The 16,364-nt window shown below is 54.7% G+C and carries 14 protein-coding genes; 6 read left to right on the top strand and 8 right to left on the bottom strand.

Annotation, left to right across the window (positions count from 1 at the left end; translation table 11 throughout):
- Window positions 1–460: 460 nt before the first annotated feature.
- The gene (locus tag ACTU44_RS02230; RefSeq protein WP_462096551.1) at window positions 461–1,531 is read right to left on the bottom strand and encodes a porin; all 1,071 of its coding nucleotides are present in this window, start codon (window positions 1,529–1,531) and stop codon (window positions 461–463) included.
- Window positions 1,532–1,784: 253 nt separating this feature from the next.
- Here ACTU44_RS02230 and ACTU44_RS02225 point away from each other — a divergent pair, with 253 nt between their 5' ends.
- The 5 genes from ACTU44_RS02225 (at window position 1,785) to ACTU44_RS02205 (ending at window position 6,385) form a co-directional block, all read left to right on the top strand.
- A complete protein-coding gene (locus ACTU44_RS02225; protein WP_462096550.1) occupies window positions 1,785–2,345 on the top strand; it encodes a DUF3576 domain-containing protein in 561 nt (186 codons plus the stop codon).
- 77 nt (window positions 2,346–2,422) lie between these two features.
- Entirely contained in the window at window positions 2,423–3,019 is a 597-nt protein-coding gene (locus ACTU44_RS02220) for a hypothetical protein (RefSeq protein ID WP_462096549.1), read from the top strand.
- Window positions 3,020–3,526: an LPS assembly lipoprotein LptE gene (gene lptE, locus ACTU44_RS02215; RefSeq protein ID WP_462096548.1), complete on the top strand. Its 507-nt coding sequence runs from the start codon at window positions 3,020–3,022 to the stop codon at window positions 3,524–3,526. It abuts the gene before it with no gap.
- Between the two features lie 61 nt (window positions 3,527–3,587).
- The gene (gene holA / locus ACTU44_RS02210; RefSeq protein WP_462096547.1) at window positions 3,588–4,619 is read left to right on the top strand and encodes a DNA polymerase III subunit delta; all 1,032 of its coding nucleotides are present in this window, start codon (window positions 3,588–3,590) and stop codon (window positions 4,617–4,619) included.
- Window positions 4,620–4,900: 281 nt separating this feature from the next.
- Window positions 4,901–6,385, top strand: a complete 1,485-nt coding sequence (locus ACTU44_RS02205; protein WP_462096546.1) for a hypothetical protein — start codon at window positions 4,901–4,903, stop codon at window positions 6,383–6,385.
- Window positions 6,386–6,481: 96 nt separating this feature from the next.
- Here the strand turns inward: ACTU44_RS02205 and ACTU44_RS02200 are convergent, their stop codons facing one another.
- The 7 genes from ACTU44_RS02200 to ACTU44_RS02170 all read right to left on the bottom strand — a co-directional run bounded on the left by ACTU44_RS02200 (window position 6,482) and on the right by ACTU44_RS02170 (window position 13,998).
- Window positions 6,482–7,669 carry a ParB/RepB/Spo0J family partition protein gene (locus ACTU44_RS02200; RefSeq protein ID WP_462096545.1) on the bottom strand — a complete coding sequence of 396 codons (1,188 nt, stop codon included), beginning with the start codon at window positions 7,667–7,669 and terminating at the stop codon, window positions 6,482–6,484.
- On the bottom strand, window positions 7,666–8,448 hold the full coding sequence (locus ACTU44_RS02195) for a ParA family protein (protein WP_147251921.1): 783 nt from the start codon (window positions 8,446–8,448) through the stop codon (window positions 7,666–7,668). The genes ACTU44_RS02200 and ACTU44_RS02195 overlap by 4 nt, the downstream gene beginning before the upstream one ends.
- 53 nt (window positions 8,449–8,501) lie before the next feature.
- Window positions 8,502–9,137, bottom strand: coding sequence for a 16S rRNA (guanine(527)-N(7))-methyltransferase RsmG (gene rsmG, locus ACTU44_RS02190; protein ID WP_114096861.1), 636 nt, complete (start codon window positions 9,135–9,137; stop codon window positions 8,502–8,504).
- A 681-nt stretch (window positions 9,138–9,818) separates the two neighbouring features.
- Window positions 9,819–11,723 (bottom strand): tRNA uridine-5-carboxymethylaminomethyl(34) synthesis enzyme MnmG, encoded by a 1,905-nt coding sequence (mnmG, locus tag ACTU44_RS02185; RefSeq protein WP_114096412.1) that lies wholly within the window; start codon window positions 11,721–11,723, stop codon window positions 9,819–9,821.
- A 131-nt stretch (window positions 11,724–11,854) separates the two neighbouring features.
- Entirely contained in the window at window positions 11,855–13,228 is a 1,374-nt protein-coding gene (gene mnmE, locus ACTU44_RS02180; protein WP_462096544.1) for a tRNA uridine-5-carboxymethylaminomethyl(34) synthesis GTPase MnmE, read from the bottom strand.
- 186 nt (window positions 13,229–13,414) lie between these two features.
- Window positions 13,415–13,738, bottom strand: coding sequence for a (2Fe-2S) ferredoxin domain-containing protein (locus tag ACTU44_RS02175; protein ID WP_114096410.1), 324 nt, complete (start codon window positions 13,736–13,738; stop codon window positions 13,415–13,417).
- Between the two features lie 5 nt (window positions 13,739–13,743).
- Window positions 13,744–13,998 carry a DUF6489 family protein gene (locus tag ACTU44_RS02170; protein WP_114096860.1) on the bottom strand — a complete coding sequence of 85 codons (255 nt, stop codon included), beginning with the start codon at window positions 13,996–13,998 and terminating at the stop codon, window positions 13,744–13,746.
- A gap of 281 nt (window positions 13,999–14,279) precedes the next feature.
- Here ACTU44_RS02170 and ACTU44_RS02165 point away from each other — a divergent pair, with 281 nt between their 5' ends.
- Window positions 14,280–16,319 carry a thioredoxin domain-containing protein gene (locus ACTU44_RS02165; protein ID WP_462096543.1) on the top strand — a complete coding sequence of 680 codons (2,040 nt, stop codon included), beginning with the start codon at window positions 14,280–14,282 and terminating at the stop codon, window positions 16,317–16,319.
- Window positions 16,320–16,364: the final 45 nt, after the last annotated feature.

Raw genomic sequence — 16,364 nt, 5'->3', positions numbered from 1 at the left:
TTAACTAACCATGGGTCATTTAAATATCGCAGTGTGACATTTATAGCACAACAATCTGGCATTATACTCGATATTTACGGGATAAATGGCTGATATCATCGTATTTTCCTGTACCAATGGTCACTTAAAATACCTATACGACACAGTAAAAGTATATCTTTTCATTAAATATCCATTGGTCAGAAATTACGCGCAATGAAATCTGACACCGGGCAAGCCCTGCTCTCTCCCATAACAGGCTATTAAAATCGCCCCATCACCGTCGCCTCAAATCGCGACAACAAAAAAGCCCCTGTTACAGGAGCTCACGTTGCAGAACGTATCTGTCAGACTGCCGCACAATCGCGGCGGGCACAGCTCTTCACGTGCGAAACTTTTTCGAGCTTCTAAAGAAAATCCGGCAAAAAAGAAGGGGGTGGAAAATCCACCCCCTTCAATTCTTCAACTAATCTGAAACAGATTAGAAGGAGAGAACGAGACCGGTAACTGCACCGAAGCCTTCGTTGTCATCAGCGGTACCCGCGTCCTGGCCTTCAGAGTCGAAGTAGAAGACAGAGGATTTCCAGGTAACGCCAGCGCCGAGGGTGTAAGCAAGACCGAGGTCGATCGCGCTAACTTCGTCCGAACCAGCAGCAGTGTTCGACGAGTCGTCATCAGCATATGCATAAGTCAGGGAGACGGAAGCTGCGTCCATTGCGTAAGAAACGCCAATGTCGAAATGCTTGTCGTCGTCAGCAGTGGTACGGTTACCACCGGTACCGGTACCGATGTTTGCAGTTACGTTTTCGCCGTAACCGAATTCTGCGTCACGACGCATTGCCGAACCACCGATGGTGAACGCGCCGAAACCGACGTTTGCACCAACGCTGTACCATTCGCCTTCGCCGTAATGTTCACCGGTAACTGCAACAGCAACAGAAACGCCGCCGAAGTCGTTACGGTATTCAACACCAGCAGAAACGCGGCTGTCACCAGCGGTCGCTTTGTCGTTGTTTTCCGAGGTGTCATCGTCAGCGTAGGAAACGCCAGCTTTGAAACCACCGAGCGACGGGGTGTAGTAGGTCAGACGCTTGGAGTCGCCACCAGCCGGAACGGTGTCCGGAATCACTGCCAGCGTAACCCAGTTGGTCATGTCGCCGTCATTGGCGCCAACCGGGCCAACTGCCGGAGCAGAGATGCCCATGTCGTTAGCAGCGCCGTCTTCGGCACCAAGCTTGACCTGACCGAAGCCACCGTTGACATACAGGTACTGTTCGTCAACCATGGTGCCGGAGTTGCCGCCTTCACCTTCGAATTCGATAGCTGCACCAACTTCGATGCCGTTATCAAGGGTGGTCGAACCTTTGAAGTGAACTTCGGTGTCGGACTGGAAAGCGTTTACGTTATCGATCGAATCGTTGTCCTGATCGGCAACACCAATCCACTGTTCCATGTAACCAGAAACGCCCAGGCTGATTTTCTCAGAAGCCTGTGCCTGGCCCGCGAAAGCAACAGCGACGAGTGCGCTGGAAGCTACCAGAATCTTTTTCATCTTTTCCCTCAACGTCTTTGCAAATGCGTTTGCCGCATAACAAAATTTAGGTGAGCAGCTTTTTTGTTTTTACCGCTCGGTTCGACGCTATGGAGCCAGCATTTTTCCGTTCCGTCAACGGTACTGTGATCAAAATGCGACATTTTTCACATCATGTTGCACAAAAACCACACATGTTTTTATTTGCCCCGCGCCCCATCCGCCTTATAGTGCGGGCAACTGCCAAGCGACACTCGTTATTAAGGGCTACACCGTGAACAGTTCTTTCGCCAAAATCCTGTGTATTGCGACACTTTCTGCATTCTTGGCCTCCTGTGCCGGTACACAGGCAGACTATGACAATTTCCCGGGCTCGGCCCCTGGTGATCGCAAAATCAACGGGCGCAGCGCAACCCGTGCTGACTTGAAGAAAGAAGGCACGCTGTTTGGTGACGACGGCCTCAATATCTTTGGTGGCGAGGAAAACAAACAGGGCGGCGGTTCCGGTATTGGCGTTAACAGCTTCCTGTGGCGGGCAACGCTTGATACCCTGTCCTTCATGCCGTTGAATTCCGCTGACCCGTTCGGGGGCGTGATCATTACCGACTGGTATGCACCGGCCGAAACCCCCAATGAGCGCTTCAAGCTGACTGCCTATATCCTTGGCACTGCGCTGCGTTCTGACGCCATCAAGGTTTCGGTATTCCGTCAGGTCAATGTTGGTCCCAACCAGTGGCAGGATGCCGTGGTTGAGGGAGGAACTGTTACATCGCTCGAAGACGCCATCCTGACCCGTGCGCGTCAGTTGCGTATTGACAGTGCCAATGTCCAATAAGGTCAATGACCGGACATACTTTATATATATCACCTGAATATAACCCCCATTCGCTGGAACGCGACTGGGGGTTCTTCATGCGTGCGCAATACCCCGAGATCTATGCCGGTTTGGCTCGCAGCCTTGATGACATGCGCCTGATACTGTTTGCCCGCATCGCGAACATTCTTGCCTCAACCGGAAAAGCTGAAAACCTCCAGGCCAATACAGGCCAGGTAGCCCCAAAGGTCACAACGGATGCGATCGCCAAGAGCAGTGTGTGTGTCTATGACGAAGTCGGACTCGACACCCTGTCACTTGCCTTACTGGCCGATGTTCCCATCCACCGGCCCCTGCACCTGAGCCATAACAGTCTGGTCGGACAATGGCGCTGGTTGCGACAGGTGTGGCGTCATTGCGTTCCCTTGACCTATCCATCCCGACCAGATACGGGCTTGGAAAAGTTCGAGCCCCACCCTGAAATCGTTGAAGCCATCCGGCAAGGCCGCAACAATGCGGCCATTGCCCTCTTGCGGCAAAGCTTTCAAAAACTCGACTCGGGCCAGAGCGACAAAACCGGCATCCGCTATCAAACTTTCCTTGCCAATCTAACTCTGTTTTGCCCTTTTATCGGAACCGAACTATTGTGGCGACAAGGCCTGATCACGGCCGTCAAAGACAGAAGGCTTGATTAAATGAAATTGCGCGCGGTTTTTCCGGTTTTTGCACTCATCACCCTGACAGCACTAGGCGCCTGTGGTTTCCGGCCGCTTTATGCCACCAAGGGCGACAGCTACAATACCGCGGCAAACATGGCACTTGTTGATGTCGCTGTAATCAATGACCGCGTCGGCCAGATAACCCGGAATGCCTTGATCGAGACCCTGACTCCACGCGGTCAAAGTGCCAGTCCACTCTATGACTTGAAGGTAAGCTTGAGCGAGTCGACCAGTGAACAGGGCTTCACCAAGGACAATGAAGCAACCATCGCCGACTATCTGATCACTGCAACTTATGAACTTGTACGCAGACAGGATTCCAAAATTCTGCGCCAAGGGAATGTGCGAACCCACACCAGTTACAACATCGTTGAATCCGACTTCGCCAGCATCGAAGCAGAAAGTGCCGCACAGGCAGATGCTGCCCGCACTCTTGCCCAGCAACTTGCAAATCAGGTCGCCATTGGCTTGCGGTCTCAGTAATTTCCCGGTCGGTGAATTCGTAAATTAATGCGACACCCCATTGCTTTAACCAAGGCGCTTCATGAAGCTTAAAGCAGCCCAAGTTGAGAACTTTTTGCGTGCCCCCGATGCCAAGGCGCAGCTTATCCTGATCTATGGTGAGGATGAGGGCCTTGTGCGTGAACGCGCCGTGAAACTGGCCAGGACCGTGGTCGAGGATCTCAAGGATCCGTTCCGGGTTGTCGAGCTTGGCATTCCCCAGCTTAAGGAAGACGCAGGGCGCCTCCGCGACGAGGCCGCCGCCATCAGTTTTGGCGGCGGACGCCGTGTCATTCGGATCCGCGACATTGGCGAAGCCCAAGCCCCCTTGATTGCTGATTTTCTCACTGATCCTGCCGGTGATGCGCTGATCGTGATCGAGGCCGGCAGTCTGGCATCAAAATCCAAACTGCGTCAGGCGGTCGAGAAGGCCGGCAATGGCATGGCCCTGCCCTGCTATGCCGATAGCGGACGTGATATCGAAGGCCTGATCCAGTCGATCATGGAAGAACACAAGCTGCGCATTGACCGCGATGCCACACGGTATCTGGTCGCCAATCTTGGCTCTGACCGCATGATTTCGCGCAGCGAGCTCGAGAAGCTTGCCCTATACGCTCTCAAGGAAGGTCAGGTGACGCTTGCAGATGCCATGGCCTGTGTCGGTGACAGCTCGGCCCGCCATTATGACGATGTCATTCAGGCCGTTTCACAGGGCAATGTCGTCAATCTTGATGCAGCCCTGACCCGTTTGGTCGAGGAAGGCCTCAATCCTGTTGGCGCACTGCGCATGATGATCAGCTACTTTCAGAAATTGCACCTGGTCAAAGGTCAGGTTGCCCAGGGCATCAGTGCCGATCAGGCCATGAAATCCCTGCGCCCGCCCCTGTTTTTCAAGGCTGCAGACCAGTTCCGCGCCAGTCTGAATAACTGGGCGGTCAATAACCTGCAACGCGCCCTGCAAATCTTGCTTGAGGCCGAAAAGGATTGCAAAAGCGGTCTGGCCATCCCAGAGACCATTGCCCATCGTGCCATGATCAAGGTCGCGGTCGCCCGTCAAAAACAGGGCCGTCGCTAGCACACGCTGGCAGCCTGTAAACCTGGATTAGACATCCCCGCTCTTTAAGCACTATCTCGTAATGCTGCATTGCAGCATTTTTGTATGTAGCAAGTTCTCCTACCCATCTCACGCTTGCCTCCCAATTTACCTCCTCTTCGGTATAGCGACCCTGTTTATTGCCCGGCGGCTTCCCCATCTCAATCGGTTAGATGCCTGAAAAGCACAATGCTGGTCGATTATAAACACAGCACTCCGGGACAGAACGGTACTTGGCAAACAGGTGAGAGAGGGACACCAAAATGAGCAATGCACTTCGTCGCACATTTGCAGCCGGCGTATTTGGCAGCGCAATGCTGGCGCTTCCGCTAGCCGGATTGGCAGGAACATCAATCCTGCCTGATGATGCTTTCAATAGCTGCCCGCTTGAAAAGGCGGAGATGGAAACCTGGTTTCATGGCAAGGAAATCACACTCAATGGCAAGGTGATGGCCGCCAATAGCGCTGCCTTTCCGGCGAAAAACACCAACTGCGATTTCTTTAAATGGTCTGCACAAATGTTCTTGTGGCTGACATCCCCTGCCGAGCTGAAATCGACCGGCGACATGACCTATCTTTTCGATGCTGACGGCTTCTATGATATTTCGCCAGAGAATGACAAGGGTGTCCGCAGATTTCTGAAGAATGACAGCCCGATCAACAATTTCCTGATTCGTGTCAACAAACAGGATCAGAGCGTCCCGACAACCATCGGTGAAACCGGTCAGGCTGGTGGTGGCGGTATCCTGATTTCGCAGGCCGGATCGCTTGTTTATTACGGGATCCATACCAATACATTCTATGGCGCATTTCTAACAGGTCAGAAGGCTGGCAAGATCAGTCTTGGCACCTTCCCGACAACCGAGGAAGACAAGACCGCTGTCGTCGAATACGCCAAGGCAAACGGCCTTGATGCCTCGGCCGCAATGGCGCTTGCCATCGAGCTCAAGACGTCATGGATTGATGCCAGCACGGTTCCCGATCCCGAAAACTACATTCAGGTAAAGGCAGAAGTCCCGAAATATGACACCAGCGTTCCGACCCAATGGACATTGGTTGGCACGGAAACCAGGACGCTCGCGCTGACAGGGATGCATATTGTCGGCTCTGTACAGGGCCATCCGGAAATGATCTGGTCAACGTTCGAGTATAAAAACAATACGCCGAACGGTACATTCTATTATCAGAGCGGAGCAAACGCCGTTACAGAAGCCAATTTTGATGCGTCTGCCTCTGGCTATACATTCTATGCCCCCGACACACCTGTAAACGGTGTGAATGTTGAAACCGCCCATATCGACAAGCATGGCAATATTGTATTGACCCCACCGGCCACCCGAATCGTTCCAACATCTGTGGTACGCACCAACCCATGGGGAACGTCCGGATCAGATGCCAACAGTGCCACGGTCAATGCGCAAATTATCTCGATGAACAACAATGTTCTGGGCAATCTCGTCTCGGGTGATATCAGGGCAAATTATGTACAGATCGGCTCAGTATGGACATCAAACGGGATCATCCCCGAAAGCCCGCTTCCCGATCAAACCAACAGTGACGTCGCCCTATTGGCACCTCAGGTCGGCTCGTCACGGCTGGCCAATACCACCATGGAAACCTATTTTCAGGGCACGCAAATGGGGAACTGCTTCCTCTGCCACAATGCCGGCGGGTCACCTGCCCCGGATAGCAGCTTCGGTGACGAAGAACTCAGCCACATCTTCTTTGATCTGGCACCGTTAAGATAGCGTGATCGATCACAGGCAATCCAACTTGAAAAAAAGCGGGCCACCCAATGGATGGCCCGCTTTTGTGTTTCACGTGGAACAAATGCCCTGATCAGCTTACTTGATCAATTCATCGAGTTCATCTTCATCCACTTCATCACTTTCGATCGGATCATCGCCTTCAGGCCCGTCGATCACGATATCATCGAGATCAAGATCATCATCCTGGCCGTTGCTTTCCGGCAAAGTCGCATCCGCGATATTTTCAAGTTCCGCTGTCAGGCTGTCATCGGCTTCTTCGTCCTCGATGAACATCGAGTCGAATTCATTCTCATCCGAATTCGCCGAGTTGCCGAGATCATCCTCGCTGGCAAGGTCAGTGGTCTTGCCATGTGTCAGGCGCTGCAAGATATCGTCAAGCTGCTCAAGCGTTTCATACCGGATCGAGATTTTTCCCGATGCACCGTCAAAATCGATATTCACCGCCAACCCCAACATGTTGCTAAGGTCGCGTTCCAAAGCCACTGTATCTGGGTCTTTGTTCGAAGATGCCCCACCCGATGATTTTTTCGGACGCGATGCCTTGCCGCCATCGGTTTTGACCAGTTTTTCAGTCTGGCGAACATTCAGGCCCTTCTTGACGATCTGCCCGGCCAGTTCGACAGCATTTTCCGCCCCCAGAAGGGCGCGGGCATGACCGGAGCTCAGCACCTTGTCAGACAGCATCTGCTTGATCGGTGCCGGCAACGCCAGAAGGCGCAGACTGTTGGCAATGTGGCTGCGGCTTTTGCCAAGCGCCTGGCCAAGTGCCTCCTGCGTGTGGGAAAACTCGCTCATCAGGCGGTTATAGCCTTCGGCCTCTTCAAGTGGCGAAAGATCCTGACGTTGCAGGTTTTCAATCAGGGCAATCTCGGCGGTTTCCCGATCGTCGAAATCACGCACAAGAACCGGCACTTCATGCAGTTGCGCACGCTGGGCTGCCCGCCAGCGACGCTCGCCAGCGATGATTTCATAGGTTGTTTCACCGGTTGACGATGCCCGGACAAGAATCGGCTGAATGATGCCCTTCTCGCGGATCGAGGCAGCAAGATCATCAATCGCCTCGTCATCAAAATTGCTGCGCGGCTGAAACGGTGACGGTTTGAGATCGGTGATCGCAATCAGCTGTGTCGTCCCGCCCGGTCCCGGATGACCCGCCGTGGCACTGTCCTGACCGCCAGAAACCGCAACGCTGACATCGTCGTCTTCTTCGCCCAGAAGTGCAGACAGTCCTCTTCCCAAGCCGCGTTTCTTTGCGTCGCTCATGCTTTCACCCCTTCGCGTTTCAGGACTTCACTGGCCAGATTAAGATAGGCCCGTGATCCCGGACATTTCATGTCATAGACCAGCACCGGCGTACCGTGGCTTGGCGCCTCGGACACGCGAACATTCCGCGGGATCACCGTGCGGTACACCACATCACCAAAATAATCGCGCACATCATTGGCCACCTGTGCCGACAGATTGTTGCGCTTGTCATACATGGTCAAAACAATGCCCTGAATCTCAAGTTCGGGATTGAATGCCTTTTTGACACGCTTGATCGTGCGCACCAGATGACTGATGCCTTCGAGCGCAAAGAATTCGCACTGCAAGGGCACCAATACCGCGTCCGATGCCACCAGCGCATTCAGGGTCAAAAGCCCCAAAGACGGCGGGCAATCAATCAGCACGTAATCAACATCCTGCGGCAGTTTGGCAAGCGATTCCTTAAGCTGCATTTCACGACGTTCGAAATCAACCAGCTCGATCTCGGCCCCGGACAAATCCATGCCCGACGGCACAATGGTCAATCGCGGGATCGCTGTATCCTGACGGGCTTCCTCAAGTGAATTGCCATTGATCAGCACGTCATAGGAACTGATCTGGCGATCCGATGGCCGCAGGCCCAAACCGGTACTGGCATTGCCCTGCGGGTCAAGATCAACGATCAGAACACGCTGATTAACGGCGGCCAGTGCCGTGGCGAGATTGATGGTCGTGGTGGTTTTACCAACACCGCCCTTCTGGTTGGCAACCGCGATGATACGCGGGCGATGTCCCATGCCCTGAGACTGGCCCTGTGATTGGGTCGAAAGCGGCAAGTCAATTACATCAGTCACCGGCCAACTCCTTTTAAGATCATCACGACACCATCGGGATCGACCAGACTGGCATGCGTGGTTACATCAAATGACCAACCGGCATCGCGTGCGTCCGCCAGCTCATCTTCAAAGGCACGTCCCTTCAGCAGCACATAATGGCCACCGGATTTCAGATGTCGTTGCCCCAGCTCCAGCAGTTTTGGCAAAGGGGCAAAGGCCCGTGCGGTAATCACATCAGCGTCGCGCGGTGCAGCGGCTTCAATGCGTTCGCGGGCAATTTCGGTTTGACCAAGCACACCACAGACCCGTGCCGCTTCCATCAGGAACACTGTCTTTTTGGTATTGGATTCCATCATGGTGACATTTCCGGCACCCAAAATCGCCAGAACAATGCCCGGGAACCCTGCCCCGGAGCCAAAATCAACAATTTTACCCTCTGCAGCAACATCCTGCAGATAAGGCCAAAGCTGGGCAGAATCCTGTAAATGACGTCCCCAAACGTCTTCTGCCGTGCTGGCGCCAACGATATTAATGCGTGGCTGCCACTTAACGACAAGGTCTGCATAGTCGCTCAAACGGTCCAATGTTTCACGTGAAACATTCAAATCGCGTTCAAACCACGTTTTTACGGGTGCGGAAATGGATTGCATAAATGATTTATACGTCCAGTTTGAAAAACACACCAGACTTGATTTTTTAACTTTTGCGATTTTCATCGCGTCGAAACCGATGAAAACACGAAAATCACCAAAAATGTTTCACGTGAAACATTGCGGCAAGGCTTTGTCACCCGCACGCGAACAGACCTTGCCTCCGTAGACAGATTTTCGGATCAAGAATATGCCCCCTTCTGAATTACCCCGATCCAGAATCGGTATCGGCACGGGCAACCCGTATCAACATCGACATCAGCATCACTATTGGAACCGAAACCGGAATCAAACCACCCCGGGCCCTAACGGTGACACCGATACCCCGATGAAAGAGTGTGGCAAATGTTTCACGTGAAACATTGTCGTTGTGCCCTTCTATCCTTGTTGCCTTGTACTCGCCGTGGGTCAGGTGATTTGGGTGTTTTTGCATCCCGGTGTCAGCACTTCCCGACCTGCTGCACAAAGCCTCCCGCCCCGTCGCCTTGTTACCCGCTCTGCAATTTGATGAAGCTTATGGCGCGCAGCGGCCACGAAAAAACCCGGCTGCGTTGACAACCGGGTTTTGGCAAATTTGCTTTGGTTTGAACGGAGTCAAGGAAGTAGCGCCAGAGACACTTATCAGAGACACTGCCAACGACGCTGTCAGAAACAATGTCCTGACAATTGCCCGCAAAAGTATCAGGCGCTTTTCACCGCCTTCTCGCCTGTCTTGTGCTTATGGCTTTTGATATGACCGAGCAATGCGGTGACTGCCGCCGGGGTGATGCCCGGAATGCGTGACGCTGCCCCGATGGTCTCGGGCTGGATTTCCTTGAGCTTCAAGCGAATCTCAGCCGACAGGCTTCCGACCGCATCAAAATCAAGACCACGCGGCAAGCGTAATTCCTCGTCACGGCGGAAGGCCGCAATGTCAGCGGACTGTCGATCAAGATAGCCCTTATATTGCGCATCAATCGTCACCTGTTCCTTGATCGCCGGATCAAGCGCAGCAAGCTGCGGCCAGACCTTGGATAGCGTATCGAAATCAATATCGGGATAGGCCAGCAGGTCATAGGCCGACCGGCGCACCCCATCCTGATTGATCCGGATGTCGAACTTCGCCAGGCCATTTGGCGTTTCGTTCAGCGCAGAAACCTGATCCTTTGCCGATTGAAGGGCGGCTTTTTTGGCGCCCCAAACCTGCTCTCGGGTTGAGGCAATGCAGCCGATATCAAGGCCCCGATCTGTCAGGCGCTGATCGGCATTATCGGCGCGCAGCATCAGGCGATATTCGGCGCGTGAGGTAAACATGCGATAGGGTTCACGCGTGCCCAGTGTCACCAGATCATCGATCATCACACCGATATAGGCATCGGCCCGGTCAAGCACGAATTCACGTTCACCGCCATCGGCGACGAGTGCCGCATTAACACCGGCAATCAGGCCCTGCCCGGCAGCTTCTTCATAGCCGGTGGTACCATTGATCTGACCGGCAAAGAACAGTCCCGCGACCTTTTTGGTTTCGAGCGTATGACGCAATTCGCGCGGATCAACGAAGTCATATTCAACTGCATAGCCGGGACGGAAGATCTCGACCTTCTCAAGACCCGGAATGGTCGCCAGCATGGCGAGCTGAACTTCCTCGGGGAGCGAGGTGGAAATACCGTTCGGATAGACGGTCGGATCGTCGAGCCCTTCGGGTTCGAGGAAAATCTGATGCTGGTTCTTTTCCGCAAAGCGGACGACCTTGTCTTCAATCGACGGGCAATAGCGCGGACCACTGCTTTTGATCTGGCCGCTATACATCGGCGCGCGATGCAGGTTGGCACGGATGATTTCGTGGGTCGCTTCGGTGGTCCAGGTCATATGACACGGAATCTGCGGCACCGTGATTTCGCTGGTCAGGAAGGAAAACGGATCCGGCGGATTGTCGCCCGGCTGTTCCTGTAAACTGGCCCAGTCAATGGTGCGGCCATCAAGACGTGCCGGTGTTCCGGTTTTTAATCGGCCCAGTTTGAAATCGTATTTTTCCAGCGTTTCGGAAAGCCCCATTGCCGGGGCATCACCGATACGACCGGCCGGTGTGGTTTTCTCGCCAATGTGAATAAGTCCGCGCAGGAACGTACCCGTGGTCAGAACCACCGCACCGGCACGATATTCAGCACCCTCACCCGTGATCACACCAGCAACACGGTTATTCTCGTCAATGATCAGGTCTTCGACGCCACCTTCGAGGATCGTCAGATTTTCCTGATTGGCCAGAATGTCCTGAACCGCTTCACGATAGAGCTTGCGATCTGCCTGGGCACGCGGGCCGCGAACCGCCGGGCCCTTGGACCGGTTGAGCATCCGGAACTGAATCCCGGCGCGGTCAATCGCACGCCCCATCACACCGTCAAGCGCATCAACCTCGCGGACCATATGCCCCTTGCCCAGACCACCAATCGCCGGGTTACAGGACATTTCGCCGATGCGATCGGCGCGATGGGTGACAAGGGCGGTTGCCGCCCCCATGCGCGCAGCCGCTGCCGCGGCCTCACAGCCAGCATGGCCACCGCCAACAACAATCACATCAAAACGGGTTTGCGACACATTCTGTGACATCGAATTCCTCACTCAATCCCTGCGCTGATCCGCTTGCAGGCTTGAACCTTGTCCGGTTCGAATACGCTTATTCTGTCCAGAAACTGGACCAATGTTTCACGTGAAACATTTCTAGGGACTCTTCCCTAATCTTATTTGCCGATACAGAAATCCCCGAAGATAATATCGAGCAAGTCTTCCACATCGACACGTCCGGTAATCTTGCCGATCTCGCGCACTGCAAGGCGAACATCCTCGGCAGCAAGCTCTGCGATTTCGGTCTGCAATCCGCGATCAAGATGATCGCTGGCACTTTCAAGTGCGCGCCGGTGTCTCAGCCTGGTCAAAGGCACAGGTCCGGCAAAATCGAGCCCCTCTTTTACGCGAGTTTCCAGCAGTTGCAAGAGGGTTTCGACCCCCTGCCCGGTCATGGCCGATATGGCCAAAACGGGAAGCTCAAGACCAGCCCCTTCAACCGAGACGCCCTGCCAGACGGCGGGCAAGGCATCCTTGGCGCTGTCATCGACCTTGTTGATCAGAATGATGGTCTTGTCATCAATCAGGCGGGCGGCCTCGGGATCGATATGGGGCCAGTCGGCGCGATCGACAACGACAAGCCGCAAATCGGCATTTTCGGCCCGTTCGGTCGCACGCCGCACGCCTTCGCTTTCGATCACATCAACGCTTTCGCGCAGGCCTGCGGTATCAACCATGGTGACCGGGAACCCGCCCAGATCCAGGTGAACCTCGATCATGTCGCGTGTGGTTCCGGCAATCTCGGAGACAATGGCGGCATCGCGCCGGGCCAGCCGGTTAAGCAGGCTGGATTTCCCGGCATTGGGCGCACCCAGAATAACAATCTGGAAGCCTTCGCGCAGGCGTTCACCACGGCGGTTATCGGCCAGATGGCGTTTGACCTCGTCATTCACGCTGCGCAAATCGCCATGCACCACCGGGACAATCCCGTCAGGCAAATCTTCGTCGGGGAAATCAATATCGGCCTCTATATGGGCCAGTGCCTTCATCAGGCGTGCGCGCCAGCCTTCATAAAGCGTACCAAGCTCACCGGCCATCTGGCGCACGGCCTGTCGGCGCTGGGCGGCGGTTTCGGCATCAATCAGATCGGCAATGCCCTCGGCCGAGGTCAGGTCCATCTTGCCATTTTCAAAGGCCCGCCTGGTATATTCACCAGGCTCGGCAATGCGCAGGCCGCTCTGGCGCGACAGACAATCAAGCACCCCTTCGATCACAGCGCGTCCGCCATGGACATGCAGCTCAACCACATCTTCGCCGGTAAAGCTGGCCGGACCGGCAAAATAGATCGCCACCGCATCATCAAGCCGTTCGCCCGATAACGGATCACGGATCGGCGCATAGACCGCATGGCGCGGCTTGGGAAGCGCATCGCGCCCCAGAAGTGTACAAAGCGTCTGCCCCGATAACGGTCCCGATAACCGGATCACCGCGACGCCTGCACGCCCGGCCCCGGATGACAGGGCAAAGATGGTTTCTCGGCTTGCAATCATGTTTTGTCCGTTATTCCCGTTATTCAAGTAAGGGTGTGCCGCCAAGCTGCTTTCCCTGCGGCACGTCATCAAATCTTGCAGTCGATATCGTTCAGACCGGCCAAAAGGTCAACATATCGCAGTTTTGGCAAACAGGGTTTTAACAGCCAAAACAAAACGGCCCCTCTTTCGGGACCGTTTGCATTGTTACTGATCGGGGCTGAGCTGCAATCTTCCGACCACCTGCCCGCCAACCAGATGATCATCAAGGATGGCGTCGATATCCTCGGTCGTCTCGTAGCGATACCAGGTGCCTTCGGGATAGATCACCATCACCGGGCCCAGTTCGCACCGGTCAAGACATCCTGCGGTATTGATCCGGGTCATCGGAATGCCGAGTTCCTTGGCGCGGACTTTCATATAATTACGCAACTTGGTCGCGCCCTTGGAATTGCAACAGCCCCGCTCATGGCCAGCGGGGCGTTCGTTCTGACACACAAACACATGTGCCTGATAGTAGTGGTCACTCACTTGGATCAGTCCTTGTTACCGCTGCTGCCCGGTGTGCTGTTGAACTGGCCCCAGAAGGCTTTCTGAAGCTGTTCCCAGTTCTGGATGCCCTGCGGCAGCCAGGTATTGAGCATGGTTTCCGGGTCCATTGCCGCCAGATTGGCTTTCATCCGGTCTTCGATCTCTTGCATCATCGCCTTTTGCATCGGCTGGACATCAGGAAGACCAAAGAAGGTGCGGGCCTCCTCGGGGGTGCAATCAATGTTTACCGTTACTTTCATCGCCCTGATCTCCTTTTGTTTCTGCTTGTTTGTCTGCGTCATTATGGCGACTGAACCGGCCATCTCAATCACAATAACCATATTGGCAGCATATTGGATCATTTACCGGCAATATCACGGATTTGAGACAAATATTACAGCCATTTGCCTTTATGTATGACGCCGTTACCCTTAGAGTCGTTCTAACAGCGTTGCCGGTCATGAGATCATGAAGACGGCCAAGCCACAACGATAACGCCATCCCGGCCCCTTGCGGTCAAACCGGTGGCACAGGACACGACATGGAACTCGCACGGAACAATCTTGGGTCGGAAACCAGCCCCTATCTTTTGCAGCACCGTGATAACCCGGTGCATTGGCAACCCTGGAGCACCGAGGTTCTGGCTGCGGCCAAGGCCGCCAACAAGCCTATCCTGCTATCTGTGGGCTATGCCGCCTGTCACTGGTGCCATGTCATGGCCCATGAAAGCTTTGAAGATGACGGCATGGCCGCCCTGATGAATGATCTGTTCATCAATATCAAGCTTGACCGCGAAGAACGCCCCGATCTTGATGCGCTTTATCAGAATGCGCTGGCCCTGCTGGGTCAACAGGGTGGCTGGCCGCTGACCATGTTCCTGACACCGGATGGCGAACCATTCTGGGGCGGGACCTATTTCCCGAAAGAAGCCCGCTATGGTCGACCGGGTTTTGATGATGTGCTGAAAACCGTGTCGCGGATTTTCACCGACAAACCCGACGATGTCCGTCACAACGTCACCCAGATTTCCAATGCGCTGATCAAGATGAATAGCGGGGCTAACGGATCGGTGCCAAACCTTGAGATGATTGATCGCTGCGGGCATGGCTGTTTGCAGATCATGGACGGGGAAAATGGCGGCACATCGGGTGCGCCGAAATTCCCGCAACCCAGCCTGCTGTCGCTGATCTGGCGGACCGGTGTCCGCACCAAGGAAAACGAGCTTCAGCGGATCGTCAAACACAGCCTTGATCGCATGTGTCAGGGCGGGATTTATGACCATCTGGGCGGCGGTTTTGCCCGCTATGCGGTTGATGATCAATGGCTGGTGCCGCATTTTGAAAAGATGCTTTATGACAATGCCCAGCTGATTGATCTTTTATGTGATGTCTGGCGCGTTGATCCCAATCCGCTTTATGCCAAACGGATCGAGGAAACCATCAGCTGGACCTTACGCGAAATGCGCATTCCCGGCGGGGCCTTTACCGCAAGCCTTGATGCCGATAGCGAAGGTGTCGAAGGCAAATTCTATGTCTGGTCGGAAACCGAGATTGACGACCTTCTGGGCCAGGATGCGCCACTTTTCAAGAAATTCTACGACGTTTCGGCACTCGGGAACTGGGAACATAGCAATATCCTCAACCGCACGGCGTCGGGGCTTGGCCTTGCCGATGATGCGACCGAGGAAAAGCTTCGCGAGTTGCGTGAAAAGCTGCTTGTGGCGCGGGCCAAGCGCATTCGTCCGGGCTGGGATGACAAGGCGCTGACCGACTGGAACGCCATGACGATTGCCGCCCTGGCCGAGGCGTCATTGACCTTCCACCGTGCGGACTGGCTGGATTACGCCAAGCTTGCCTTTAACTTTGTCACCAGCAGCCTGATGAAGGGTGACCGCTTCCTGCACAGCTATCGCGATGGCAAGGCCCAGCATGCCGGAATGCTCGAAGATTACGCCCATATGATCCGCGCAGCCCTGCGGCTGTTTGAATGCTTTGGCGAGGATGCCTATCTGCGTGATGCGATTGCCTGGTCGGAAACGGTCGAAACCCTGTTTGCCGATGCCAAGGGCGGCTATTTCCAGTCCGCTTCGGACGCCAGTGATCTTGTCGTGCGCCAGAAACCCTTCATGGATAATGCCGTGCCATCAGGCAATGCCATCATGGCCCAGAATCTGGCAAAGCTCTATGTCCTGACCGGTAACAGCACATATCGTGATCGGGCGGAAATCACGCTTTCGGCCTTTGCCGGACGGATTGGCGAACAATTCCCCAATATGCCCGGATTGCTTCTGGCAGCTGAGATGTTGCAAAACCCGGTTCAGATCGTGCTGATCGCCCGGGATCGCTCGCAGGCCTATCTTGAGATGCGCCGGGCCATTTTTGGCTGCTACCTGCCCAACCGGGCGATTACCATTCTGGGCGATGGTGATCCCCTGCCCAATGGTCATCCGGCCCAGGGCAAAACCGCGATTGACGGCAAGGAAACCGCCTATGTCTGTCAGGGACCGGTCTGTTCGGCCCCGGTGACAAATGCCGATGACCTTGCCAAACTGCTTGCCGATCTGCCAAACAGGGCGGCATAAGGAAACCCAAGGATAACCGCGCCACCACCGCGCTAACCACAGCAC

Source organism: Thalassospira sp. SM2505 (assembly GCF_054901115.1).
Note: the sequence above shows the minus strand (reverse complement) of the source record. Positions and strands in the feature narration are given on the sequence as shown.